At 73.7% G+C, this 11971-nt stretch carries 9 protein-coding genes; 3 read left to right on the top strand and 6 right to left on the bottom strand.

Annotated features, from left to right (window positions below; translation table 11 throughout):
- Positions 1 to 86: 86 nt before the first annotated feature.
- The 4 genes from WME89_RS45580 to WME89_RS45595 all read right to left on the bottom strand — a co-directional run bounded on the left by WME89_RS45580 (position 87) and on the right by WME89_RS45595 (position 5350).
- Positions 87 to 998: a hypothetical protein gene (locus WME89_RS45580; RefSeq protein ID WP_438005815.1), complete on the bottom strand. Its 912-nt coding sequence runs from the start codon at positions 996 to 998 to the stop codon at positions 87 to 89.
- A 177-nt stretch (positions 999 to 1175) separates the two neighbouring features.
- Positions 1176 to 2552 (bottom strand): serine/threonine-protein kinase, encoded by a 1377-nt coding sequence (locus WME89_RS45585; protein ID WP_438005816.1) that lies wholly within the window; start codon positions 2550 to 2552, stop codon positions 1176 to 1178.
- The gene (locus WME89_RS45590; protein ID WP_438005817.1) at positions 2549 to 3550 is read right to left on the bottom strand and encodes a serine/threonine-protein kinase; all 1002 of its coding nucleotides are present in this window, start codon (positions 3548 to 3550) and stop codon (positions 2549 to 2551) included. Before WME89_RS45590 ends, WME89_RS45585 begins: the two co-directional genes overlap by 4 nt.
- 198 nt (positions 3551 to 3748) lie before the next feature.
- Complete coding sequence (locus WME89_RS45595) at positions 3749 to 5350, bottom strand: extensin family protein (protein WP_438005818.1); 1602 nt, start codon at positions 5348 to 5350, stop codon at positions 3749 to 3751.
- A gap of 183 nt (positions 5351 to 5533) precedes the next feature.
- On the opposite strand from WME89_RS45595, the gene mrtC reads away from it, so the two are divergent.
- Both mrtC and WME89_RS45605 read left to right on the top strand, forming a co-directional pair.
- Positions 5534 to 6349: a myxosortase MrtC gene (mrtC, locus tag WME89_RS45600; RefSeq protein ID WP_438005819.1), complete on the top strand. Its 816-nt coding sequence runs from the start codon at positions 5534 to 5536 to the stop codon at positions 6347 to 6349.
- Positions 6346 to 7098 carry an HAD family hydrolase gene (locus WME89_RS45605; protein WP_438005820.1) on the top strand — a complete coding sequence of 251 codons (753 nt, stop codon included), beginning with the start codon at positions 6346 to 6348 and terminating at the stop codon, positions 7096 to 7098. The genes mrtC and WME89_RS45605 overlap by 4 nt, the downstream gene beginning before the upstream one ends.
- Positions 7099 to 7154: 56 nt before the next feature.
- Here the strand turns inward: WME89_RS45605 and WME89_RS45610 are convergent, their stop codons facing one another.
- Positions 7155 to 8285, bottom strand: a complete 1131-nt coding sequence (locus WME89_RS45610) for an AI-2E family transporter (RefSeq protein WP_438005821.1) — start codon at positions 8283 to 8285, stop codon at positions 7155 to 7157.
- Positions 8286 to 8508: 223 nt separating this feature from the next.
- Here WME89_RS45610 and WME89_RS45615 point away from each other — a divergent pair, with 223 nt between their 5' ends.
- A complete protein-coding gene (locus WME89_RS45615; protein ID WP_438005822.1) occupies positions 8509 to 9273 on the top strand; it encodes a TM2 domain-containing protein in 765 nt (254 codons plus the stop codon).
- Positions 9274 to 9634: 361 nt separating this feature from the next.
- Here the strand turns inward: WME89_RS45615 and WME89_RS45620 are convergent, their stop codons facing one another.
- Positions 9635 to 11785: a beta-galactosidase gene (locus tag WME89_RS45620; protein ID WP_438005823.1), complete on the bottom strand. Its 2151-nt coding sequence runs from the start codon at positions 11783 to 11785 to the stop codon at positions 9635 to 9637.
- Positions 11786 to 11971: the final 186 nt, after the last annotated feature.

Consider the following 11971-nt stretch of genomic DNA (forward strand, 5'->3'; position numbering starts at 1 on the left):
TTGCCCTGGCCTAGCCCGGAGGTGGCCGGAGCGGGAGCTTGATTTTCCCTGAGCGCAGCGGCGGCCCGGAAGCCCGCGCGAAAGCCTCAGAGGCCGGGCGGCGTGGCGAATTGCCCGGGGAACGGGTTCGCCTCCCGGCGGCGCCGGACGTCGTCGAGCGTCCAGGGCGCCGTGCCGCGCTCGTGGAAGAGGGCCACGCCGATGACGCCGACGTTCCTCGTGTCGCCGTGCTTCTGGCTCGCGTACGAGCCGCGGACCGAGCCGAAGCGGAACGCCGCGACAGTGTCCATGGTCTGACGGAACCCGTCGATCTCGATCTCGCCGTGCGGGTCGACCAGGTAGCCGCGCTTGCTGAACGCCGCGGGCTGGCCGTCCATGACGTCGAGGCCGTCGACGGAGACGACGCACTCGATCCGGCTCGGCGTGAGGTTGCGCAGCACGACGCTGTAGCGCTGGCCGGCCTCGCCGATGACATGGCTCGTCTCGCCCGCGACGAAGCCGCTCAGGAAGCCGCCGTCCTCGCCGCGGAGCCCGACCGCGACGCCGCCGCCGGCGAGCGTGAACGTCTGCGGCGACGTGCGGCGGAAGCCGGACGCGCTCGCCATGGCGCGGGCTCCCTCCGCGTCGTTGTAGAACAGGCTCGCGACAGCGAACGGACGCTCGGCCTGGGCCCGGATGAACGGCGCGGTGGAGATGCGGGACACGCGCGTCTCACCCCACTCGGTGCCGAGGCCCGGGCGCTCGATCGGCTCCGGCGCGACCTGGCTGCTCGGCGCCTTGCGCGCCGCTCCCTCGGCGCGGCCGGCGCGCGGCGGGGCGGGCTGCTCGAACCCGGCAGACGGCGCCGCGGGCTGGTCGAACCCTGAAGGCGGCGCCGCGGGCGACGCGTCGAGCGGCGCCGGCGAGGCGGGCGCGGCGGGGTCGGACGCGGCGCTGTCCGAGAGCTCGTAGGTGCCGGAGGACGCGATCCCAGGTGAGCCAGATGATGGATCGCTCACGGTCGCGCCTCTCCCCGCCGACGTGGAGTCCGCGGAGCGCGCCGGAGCGCTGCCGCCGCACGAGGCAGCGCTCGCGAGGAGCGATGTCGCCAAACAAGCCAGCCCGATTCGTCGCGTCCGGTTCATGGTGCCTCCACTCCGCAGTGCGGTGTCGACCGGAGAACGAGCGCGGCGAGGCTACCTTACAGCCGAGCGCACCGGCGCCGCGGCGCGCGCGGAAGGCGGCGCCGGCGCGGGGTGATCGCTGCCCGGGACCCAGCGCTGCGCGAGCGTGAGCACGAGCGCCGCGGACGCGAGGGCGAGCGCGCACACCCCGAGCGCGGCGATGCGCGACGCGGCGCGTGCGGCGCGCGGCGCCGGACGTGCGCGCCGCCGCGAGCGCGCCCGCAGGCGGTGAGCGAGCCGCGCGGCGACGGCCCTGCCACGGCTCGGCGGGGCGGGCGACGGCCGACGCGGCGCGGGCGCGTCGACGCGCGCCTCGCCGTCCGCGCTCGAGCCGACCACAGGGAAGTCGCTCGCCGTCGGCGTGAGCTCCCACGCGCGGGGCGCCGGCGCCGCGCTGGATCGCGCGCCCTCGTGCAGCCGGCGCACAGCGGCCTCCATGTCGGCGGCCGTCTGGAAGCGGTGCTCCGGCGCCTTCGCGAGCGCGCGCAGGATCAGCCGCTCGAGCGCGGCCGGGATCAGCTGCGGCGCGAGGCGCGACGGCGGAGGCGGCTCGCGCTCGCAATGGGCGAGGCGGAGCGCGTCGCGCCGGCCGCGCAGCTCGTCGAACGGGCCTCGCCCGGCGACGAGCTCGTACAGGACGAGGCCCATCGCGTAGATGTCGGCGCGCGGGTCGATGGGCTGCGCGGCGCACTGCTCGGGCGACATCGTCCTCGGCGTGCCGATGACCGCGTCCGGGGCGGTCAGCGAGGCGCCGTCGTGGAGGAGCTTCGCGACGCCGAAGTCGAGGACCTTGAGGGTGCCGTCGTCGCACAGGAACAGGTTCTCGAGCTTGAGGTCGCGGTGGACGATGCCCGCCGCGTGCGCGAGCGACAGCGCGGACAGCGCCTGCAGGACCAGGCCGAGCGCGGTCGGGACCGCGACGACGCCGAGGCGCGCGAGCTCGGTCCGGAGGTCGCGCCCCTCGAGGAGCTCCATGGCGAAGTAGGGGCGGCCGCCCTCGGTCGCGCCGAGGTCGAACACCTCGGGCAGGCTCCGGTGGCGCAGGCGGGCGATCGAGCGGGCCTCGGCCCGCATGCGCGCCGAGAGATCGAGGCGGCCAGCGTGGCACCGGTGCAGCAGCTTCACCGCGAACCGCCGGCCGAGCTCGAGGTGCTCGACCTCGTACACCTCGCCCATGCCGCCCTGACCGAGCAGGCGCACCACGGCGTACGGCGTGCCCGGGAGCGGCTCGCCCTCGACGAGCGCGCGGTGGCGCCGCGCGTCTCCGGACGGCTCGCCCTCGACCAAGGCGCGGCGCTGCCCCGCGAGGGGAGCGCTCGGCGCGAGCAAGGCGCCGCGCGTGTACAGCAAGGTGCCCGCCTCGGAGCGCGCTTCCAGCGAGCAGGTCATCGCGCCGCCCCGCCCGCGAGCTGCGCCCGCGCGCTGCGCTCGCCGCCCGGCGGGGCCGGCAGCCCCGCGCCGCCGTCGGCCGGCGTCTCCCTGCCGCCGTTCTCGCCCTGCGCCTCGGCCAGCGCGGCGGCCATCGCGTCGGCCGTCTGCCAGCGGAGCGCCGGGTCCTTCTCGAGGGCGCGCGCGACCGCGTGGTCGAGCGCCGGAGGTACCCAGAGGAGCGAGCGGATCCGCGGCGCCGGCGTGTGGAGGTGCGCCCGCATCACCGCCATGGAGTCGACCACCGGGAACGGGCCGCGCCCCGTGATCGCCTCGAACAGCAAGAGCCCCACCGCGTACACGTCGGTGCGCGCGTCGACCTCCTCGCCGCGGATCTGCTCCGGGGAGAGGTAGCGCGGCGTGCCAAGGACGTTCGAGCCCGTCGACGGCTCCAGCCCGTCGCAGCTCACCTTCGCGATGCCGAAGTCGATCAGCACCGCGCGCTCGATCTCGGGCGCGCCCGGCGTGCCCGGCGCGCGCTCCAGGTCGTCGGCGCCGTGCTCATCGCCGCTCACCTGCGCGAGGAACACGTTCGCCGGCTTGATGTCGCGGTGGATGATGCCGGCCCGGTGCGTCGCCGCGAGCCCGCCGAGCACCTGGATGGCGATGCGCACGGCGACGGGCGTCGCGAGCGGCCCGCGCGCGTCGAGCCGCTCGCGCAGCGTCTCGCCGAAGAGGCGCGGCATCACGAGGAAGGGCCGGCCGTCGCTCGTCACGCCGACCTCCTCGACCTTCACGATGTGCGGGTGGCTGAGCGCCGAGAGGGCGCGCCCCTCCTGGACGAGGCGCGCGCCGATCTCGCTCGACCCCTCGTGCATGGCGCGGAGCAGCTTGAGCGCGCGCAGCTGGCCGCGGCGCCCGAGCACCTCGAAGACCTCGGAGCACGAGCCTGATCCGATCCTCCGGAGCAGGCGGTACGAAGTCCCCGGGAGCGGCTGTCCTTCTTTCTTTTGCACCATGTCCGTCGACCTCCCTTGCGGGGGCGCGCGGCGGAGAGCCGGCGCCTTCGTTCGGGAAGGGGATCGTCGCTCTCACGGCGAAAGTTGCGCGCACAAACCGCTCAACTCACCAAAAAACGCGCAATCAACGGATGTGCAGTGGAGCGCGCTGCGCGCCGTTTCAGGGCTGTACAGCGGAATGCTGCGCGGGTCTTGCGCTCAGTGATAGAGGAACCACCGGACGCCCGGCTTGATCTCCATATGGTAGTGGTCGACGTGCGCCGCATTGAAGTTGGGCGTCAGCACGTATGTAAAAATCCCGAGATCGGCCGCTTCGCACACGATCGACCGGAGCTCGCGCGCCTCGGGGAGCTCGGGCTGGGGCGCCCCCTCGCCGCAGGTCTTGTCCCCGATCCGGCCGTGGAAGTGGCGCGCCACGCTGATCCAGGTGCCGTCGCGCTTCTTGAGCGCGCCGACGTCGATGGCCAGGCCGGCGGGGTGACGCGTGCCAGGCGGAGCCCACGTGCCGCGCGGCTTCTGTGCAGCGTCGGTGCGCAGCGCGACATCGCCGCGCGGCTTCTGCCCGGCGTCGGTGCGCAGCGCGACGGCGCCGCGGGGCTTCTGTCCCGCGTCGGTACGCAGCGCGACGGCGCCGCTGCGCTTGACCGGGGACGCCGTGGCCCCTGTCGGTCCCGCTTTGCGGCGCGCGGCACGCCGCGCTCCGGCCTTGCCGGCGGTCTTTACCGGGCCGCTGCGCGCCGCGGTCGCCCGCGCCCGAGGGCCCGGCGTCACGGGAGCGGCCGCTTTCTCCTTCGGCACGGCCTCCGCGGCGCCCTTGGCCTTCGGCACCGCCTCCGTGACGCCCTTGGCCTTCGGCACCGCCTCCGCGGCGCCCTTGGCCTGCGGCTCCGCCTCCGCAGCGCCCTTCTCCTTCGGCACCGCCTCCGCGGCGCCCTTCTCCTTCGGCACCGCCTCCGCAGCGCCCTTCTCCTTCGGCACCGCCTCCGCGGCGCCCTTCTCCTTCGGCACCGCCTCCGCAGCGCCCTTCTCCTTCGGCACCGCCTCCGCGGCGCCCTTCTCCTTCGGCACCGCCTCCGCGGCGCCCTTGGCCTGCGGCACCGCCTCCGCAGCGCCCTTGGCCTGCGGCACCGCCTCCGCAGCGCCCTTCTCCTTCGGCACCGCCTCCGCGGCGCCCTTCTCCTTGAGGCGCCGCGGCGGCTCCTCGGGCGCCTTCGATGTTCCGTCGAGCTCCCCCTTCTCACCGAGCGAGACGGACGTCGCGGGCTTCGTCGATTCCTTGCGGACGGCGCTGTCCGCGCCCGCTGCCTGGGCGATCGCGTGCCCGTGCTCTCCCTCGTCGTCCGCGCCCTCACGGCCCGGCATCGGCACGTTGGGTCGATACATCGTGTAATGGACGACCTCGTCGATATCGTGTCGCGCGAGCACGGCCGCGAAATCGTCGAGCGCTAGCGCGAGGCGCGCGTCGAGGATCTCGAAGACGCTCGTCACGCGCTGCTCGGGCGGGAGCACCGAGTGAAAGTTCACGCCGTTCAGCCGGCCCGTGAGCCGGATCGGCGCGCGTACCCCGGGCGCGCGCTCGACCTTGAGGTACAGGATCTTCCGGCGATCCAGCTCGGCCAGCGCCTCGTCGTCCGTCATGTTGGCGTAGCGGTACGCCGGCGAGGCCTCGGCGATGCTCGCCTCCGGCGTCATGAGGAACGGCGACGCGGCCGTCGCGGGCGCCGGACCGAGCGTCGCGACGGACGCGAGCAGCGCGCAGGCCAGCGGCTTCAGGAGGCAGCGAAGACGGGAAAACGCCACAGCGGCCGCACTCTAACGGGACCGGGTTGGAAGGCTAGAAATCGGGCGGAGGCTGGACCTGTGAGCAGCGCCCGCAGCGCTGACCATCGCGGAGCGGCGTGGTCGCGGCTACGCTGGGCGCGCGCGGCGGCGACGCCCTCAGCGTCGCGACCCCCGCCCGCGCCCCTCCGCGACGAGCACGCCTTGCAACCGCCGACGCCCATCGACCCGAGCCGCGACGTGCCCCCTCAAGCCGGCGGCGAGGCGCCCGGCACGCCCGCCGGCGCGCGCGACGACAGCGCGCCGGGCAGCGAGGAGCGCGCGCGGCCCCCGGAGCCCACCGCCCCGCGCGCGCTCCTCGCCGCGGCCATCACCACCGCCGCCGTGACGGCGGTGTCCTACGCGGCGCCGAAGAGCTACGCCGGCACGCTCGTGGGCCTCACGTTCCTCGCGGCGACGTTCTGGCTCGTGCTGCGGTACGACGAGGCGACGATCCGCGCCCACGGCCTGTCGCTCGGGGGGATCCTCGAGCCCGTGCCGCTGTCGGCAGCGCGCCTCGCGGGCGCCGCGCTCCGCGCCATCGCCTGGGCGGCCCTGGTCGCCGCGATCGTCTTCCCGCCGTTCTGGCTCGGCTACCGGCTGTACTGGGGCGTGACCTCGCCGTTCGTGCTGCGCCCGCCCTCCGCCGACGAGATCGCCGCGCAGCTGCTCGTGATCGCGCTGCCCGAGGAGGCGTTCTTCCGCGGCTACCTCCAGAGCGCCCTCGACCGCGTCTTCCCGCCGCGCGTCCGCGTCCTCGGCGCGCCGCTCGGCCCGGCGTGGCTCATCTCGGCGGCGATCTTCGCGCTCGGCCACGTGCTCACGATCCTGCACCCCGCCCGGCTCGCCGTCTTCTTCCCCGCGCTGCTCTTCGGGTGGCTGCGGGCGCGCACCGGCGGCATCGGGGCGCCGCTCCTGTTCCACGCGGCGTGCAACCTCTTCTCCCTCACCCTCGCCACCGGTTACGGTCATTCGCCGTGAGCACCTCGTTCGACGACCCGGCGCCGGCCCGCCCGCGCAGCGACGCCGCGCCGGGGCAGCAGGACGGCGGCGCGCCGCGGGACGGCCGCGCGGCGCGCCGGCGCGCGGCGCTGTTCGACATGGACCGCACGCTGCTGCGCAAGGAGACGGCGAGCCTCTACGTGAAGTACCAGCGCCAGATCGGCGAGGCGACGACGCGCGACCTCCTGAAGACCCTCTACTGGGTCGGGCAATACACGCTCGGCGTGCTCGACGCCGCGAAGGTCGCCGAGCAGGCGCTGCTCGCGTTCCGGGGCATGCCCGAGACAGTCCTCGCGGCCCGCTGCGACGACTGGTTCCGGCTCCACGTCGAGCCGCACATCGCCGACGCGGGGCGCGAGGCCGTGAGGCGGCACAAGGCAGCAGGAGATCTCTGCGCCATCGTGACCGGCGCGTCCCGCTACGCCTCCCACCCGCTCGCCAGGCGGCTCGGGATCGAGCACCTCGTCTCGAGCGTGCTCGAGGTCGACGATCGCGGGCGCTTCACCGGCCGCGCCGAGCCTCCGCTCTGCTTCGGAGAGGGCAAGGTCGCGCGCGCCCAGGCGCTGGCCGATGCGCAGGGGTTCCAGCTGGAGGACGCGACGTTCTACACGGACAGCATCAGCGACCTGCCGCTCCTGGAGCTCGTCGCGGAGCCGGTCGCGGTGAACCCCGATCCCAGGCTGCGCCGGGTCGCCGCGCGGCGCGGGTACCGCATCGAGCGCTGGTGAGCGCGCCGCTCGCGATGCGCGCGCCGCCCCGGTGAGCGCGCCGCGCGCGCCCCGCCTCAGGCCGGCGGCGGTCGCGAGCCGCCCGGCGGCGGCCGCGAGCCCGGCGGCGGTCGCGAGCCCGGCGGCGGCCGCGAGGTCGGTCCGAGCGAGGGCGGCGGTTGCGAGGCGAGCAGCCCGGGCGGGAGGCTCGACGACGGCATGGTCGCGCGGGTGTCGACCGCCCAGAGCACGACGGCGGCCACGACAGGGCCGATGAAGATCCCCGCGGCGCCGAACAGCTCGAGGCCGCCGAAGATGCTGAGCAGGGCGATGAGCGGGTGCATCCCGCCGTGCGAGCTCTGGACCCACGGCCGGATCACGTTGTCCGAGAGGCCGATCAGGGCGGCCGCGACGCACATGCCGATGCCGCCGCCGATGCGCCCGACGATGAACAGGTAGACGGCCGCGCCCAGCGTCACCGGCGTGGTCCCGATCATGGGCACGAGCGAGAGCAGCGTGGCGAGGAGGCCGAAAAGGAACGCGCCCGGCACCTTGAAGATGAAGAGCGCGATCGTGGTCAGCGTCCCCTGGACGGCCGACGTCGCGAGCAGGCCGAGGACAGCGCCGTGCACGGTGTCCTGGATCGACGCGAAGAGGACGTCGGTCTCCTCGTGCCTGAACGGCGACTGCGTGAGCAGCCAGCGCAGCAGCAGGCCGCCGTCGCGGAGCAGGTAGTAGAGCGCCACGGTGAACAGGAAGGCGTCGACGATCGTCTGCGGCACCGCGGCGACCATGCCCCCCGCGAAGCCCGCGATGGAGCTGCCCACCCGCTGGAACAGGTTGCTCACGTAGTTGCGGACGTCATCCCCGGAGAGGCCGGCCCGGTTGAGGAGGCCGGTGATCCTCCCGTCGTTGAGGAGGCCCTGGACGCGCTCGATGGTGCTGGACCAGTCCCGGGCGAAGAAGCGGCTGATCGAGGCAGAAGCCTCGATGATGATGACCGCCAGCGGGATGCACACGAGGATGATCACGCCGACCGTCGAGATCGCAGGCGCGAACTTGCGGAAGCGGCCGAGTCGAGGCGCGAGGCGGCGCTGGAGCGGGGAGACGAGGAGCGCGACCAGCCCGCCGAGCAGGACCGGGATGAGCAGTCCCTTCACCATCCAGAAGAACAGCGCGACGAGCCCCACCCGGAGGGCCAACGACAACCATCGATCGGACTGGGTATCCTGCATTGTCGTGTGCGCTTGTCTGTTACGCCGCCCTCGGCGGCTCGTTGCGCGCCCAAGGTAGGGTGCGCCTCCGGCATACACCAGCGATTTCCACGTAACGCGGGCGCAACGTGCGGATTCCGGGATACAGTCAAGCTCGGCCGACGACCGCGGAGGCTCACGGCAGCCGCCGCCGCCACGTCAGCTGGAGGAAGCAAGGATGAGCACGAGCGGTGGCGGGCTCCCGCCCGGAGGCAACGGCTGGGGGAACGGAGGCGGAAGCTGGGGCAACGGCGGGGGCTGGGGGTCGAGCCCGCCAGGCGGTCAGGGCGCGATGCCCGGCGGTGGCGGTGCTTCCTCCGCGGGCGGATATCCGCCGCCTGGAGGCGGATACCCGCCGCCTGGGTGGGGCCCGCCGCCCGGAGGACAGGGCCCGCCGCCGGGCGGTGGGTGGGGCCCGCCGCCCGGAGGACAAGGCGCGCCGCCGGGCGGTGGGTGGGGCCCGCCGCCCGCTTACGGCAGCGGACCGTCCCACCCCGGCCCGATTCAGGTCTACTCCGACAAGGACCAGGCAACAGCCTTCCTGCTCGCGGCGTTTCTCGGGATCTTCGGCGTCGATCGCTTCTACCTCGGCCAGACCGGGCTCGGCCTCCTGAAGCTGCTCACGTGCGGTGGATTCGGCTTCTGGAGCCTCATCGATCTGGTCCTGATCGGCACGGGATCCATGCGAGACGCCCAGGGCCTCGTGCTCAAGCGCGACGCGCCCGTCGGCTACCCGACCCGGAGCCAGTCGACGCTCTTCCTGCTCTCCTATTTCCTGGGGCCTCTGGGGGCCGATCGCTTCTACCTCGGCCAGACCGGCCTCGGCATCGCCAAGCTCCTCACGTGCGGCGGGCTCGGGATCTGGTCGTTGATCGACATGCTCATGATCGGCATGGGCCGCTTCCGCGACGCCGAGGGCAACTCGCTGCGGTTCGATCGCTGACCGAGAGGCGGCGCGTGACACGGCGGTCCGGAGCGCGAAGACCACCAGGATGCCAGGGATGAAGGTTGAATTGCCAGGGACGCCAAACACGCCAAGAGACAGAGATTGAACCGCGAAGAGATGACGACTGCGCCGCAAAGGCGCCAGACCAGGACCAGAAGATGAAGCCTGGGCAGCCGAGCCACCGAGAGCTCCCCCCCAGGATTCCTCTCCTCGCGCCCTTGGCAGCTCAGCTCATGTTCATCTGAAGCCCGTGTGCACCCAGGGCATCCGATGCTCGGGGGGCAAGCGATCGATCGACGGCCCCTCGACACGGCGAGGAGGCATCGAGAGAAGCCGCGCTCACGCTCCGGCGCGCCCGCTACTCGAGCGCCAGCATCCGCACGGTGCGCGGCATGAGCCGCACCTCCAGCGCCCCGCGCCGCGCCTCGAACTGCGCGTCGTCCAGCACGTCGCGGCCGCGCGCCGCGCGCACGGTGACGCGCGCCACCACGTCGGCGTCCTCGGGGTTCAGCAGGAAGAGCACCCGCGGGGTGCCGGACGCGTCCTCGTGCAGCGTGGCGAACACGCTGCCGGGATCGCACGCGAAGGTGGGCAGGCCGAGCGCGTCGATGGCGCGCGACACAGCGGAGTCCGCCGCGGCAGGGTCGTCCTGGAGGAGCGCCGGCAGGTTCTGGCCAGGGGCGAGGAGCCGCTTCAGGTCGTAGGGCTGCGAGAGCTCGCGGAAGGCACCGTCGAAGGCGGGCTCGCGCGGGCCGAGCGTGATCAGCGTCCCCTGCCCTGCCGCCGACTCGAGCCGCGCGAAAAGCTCCGGGCTCAGGCCGCCCGAGGTGGCGCAGATGATCCAGCGCGCCCCGGCGAGCGAGACGTCGCGATCCTCGCCCCCCACGTGGGCGTAAGGGACGCCGCGCGCGTCGAGCGCCTCCTCGAAGGCGCGCACGAACGTGTCGGACTCCACCGCGAGCGGGTAGCCGAGGCCGAGGTCGTCCTCGAGGCAGCGATCGCGCGCGCCGAAGTTCAGGATCGAGAAGAACGCCCCCGTCAGCGGGCCGAACGCGTGCATCACGCGGGTGAGCCGGCGCTCGGTGCGCGGCGTGACGATGCGCACCGGCGCCGGGCGGCGGAGCGTGTGGAACTGCGTCGCCTCGAGGGCCGCGGCGAGCTTCCGCCAGAAGGCGGCGAACGGGCGCGGGCGGCCGTGGGGATCGATCGGCGCGCCGATCCAGCGATCGCGCTCGACCGCCATGTAGATGTTGTACCCGCGCAGCCCGTAGGCGAGCGCGGCCATCATCACGAAGACGCTGTCGCGCTCCTCGAGCGGTGGGAAGAAGGGCGGGAAGCCGGCGCCCATCTCGCACGCGAACGGCGGCAAGGAGAGCGCCTCGCAGCGCACGGCGAGCTCGCTCGTGCGGCGAGCGATGATCTGGCGGCTGCTCGGGCTCGCGACGCTGTAGTAGTCGAGGCCGACGAGGTCGACGACGCGCGAGATGCGGGCCGAGTTGAGCGGCGTCGCCTCCTGTCCCATCGGGAAGTTGTGCATCGTGGGCAGGCCGTCGACCCCGGCCGCGGAGAGCGCCTTCGCGAAGCGGCCCATGGCAACCTCGAGCAGGTGCTCGTGGAACTCGCTCCAGTCGAGGTGGCGCGCGAGGTCGGCCGGCGTCTCGGCGTCGAACGCGACCGGCGGCATGATCGTCGCGAACCGCAGGTCGTCCTCCTCGACCTGCGCGTGCTCGCGGGCGACCGCGCGCAGGAGCGCGGCCCCGGCGTCCTCGGCCGCGGCGCCCTCCGGCGGGGGCTCCGGCCGCTTCGCGTACGCGCGCTGGAGCGCCTCGATCGTGCGGTATTTCTCGCGCAGGAAGCCGCGGTACAGGGAGACCGCGTCGGGGTGGTAATCCTGGTCGTACGCCCCGTCGCGGAAGTAGAGCGCGCCCTCGTTGTCGATCTGGACGAGCACGATCGGCCCGTCCGGATAGAGGTACGGCTTCAGCACCGGGGCGAGCGCGTGGAAGTACCGGGCGACCTCGTCGTGGAACGCGTCGCTCGCGTAGCTCGGCACCGGGAACCCGTACGGCAGCATCGGGAGCACGACCGGGTTGTTCCGCGCCGAGCGCGCCTGACAGCTCGGGTCCCAGAGGATGCGCTCGGGGATGCCGAAGCCGGTGAGCTCCGCGTTGATGTGCGGACCCGGGCGGGCGATGACGTAGAAGCCGAGCTCGTGCGCGAGGCGGAGAAAGGCGCCCACGTCGCGGCGTGGATCGAGCACGCCGAAGTCGAACTGGCCCGGCCCGGTCTCATGGATGGCCCAGGGCACGTAGATGTCGATCAGGCGAACGCCGAGCGCGCGCGTGGCCTCCAGGCAGGCGCGCCAGTCCGGCGGGTCGAGCCGCCAGTAGTGCAGGCTGCCGGCGTACAGCGGGACCAGCGTGCCGCCGATGTCGAGGCCGCCCGGGACGAGGCGCACCCCCCGCGTGAAGCGTTCCTCTGGAGAGCTCGCGTCCTGCGTCGTGGCCACGCGCGCGCACACTAGCAAGGATCGCCGGGAGATCGATACCGCCGCGTGCGTTCCGGCGAGCGCGCCGACCGGAGGGCGCCGGCAGCGCAGCGGGCGCTCAGCGCGCGGTCAACATCCAGTCAATGCAGCGTCGACGCGCCGTCGACGCGCCGTCGACGCGCCGTCGACGCGCCGTCAACGCGCCGT

The sequence above is a fragment of the Sorangium sp. So ce321 genome (assembly GCF_051530195.1).
Taxonomy (GTDB): Bacteria; Myxococcota_A; Polyangia; order Polyangiales; family Polyangiaceae; genus Sorangium.

Coding starts and splice junctions, on each gene's coding strand:
- WME89_RS45590 (WP_438005817.1), bottom strand. CDS start 3,550: ATGGTGCAAAAGAAAGAAGGACAGCCGCTCCCGGGGACTTCGTACCGC.
- WME89_RS45585 (WP_438005816.1), bottom strand. CDS start 2,552: ATGACCTGCTCGCTGGAAGCGCGCTCCGAGGCGGGCACCTTGCTGTAC.
- WME89_RS45615 (WP_438005822.1), top strand. CDS start 8,509: ATGAGCACGAGCGGTGGCGGGCTCCCGCCCGGAGGCAACGGCTGGGGG.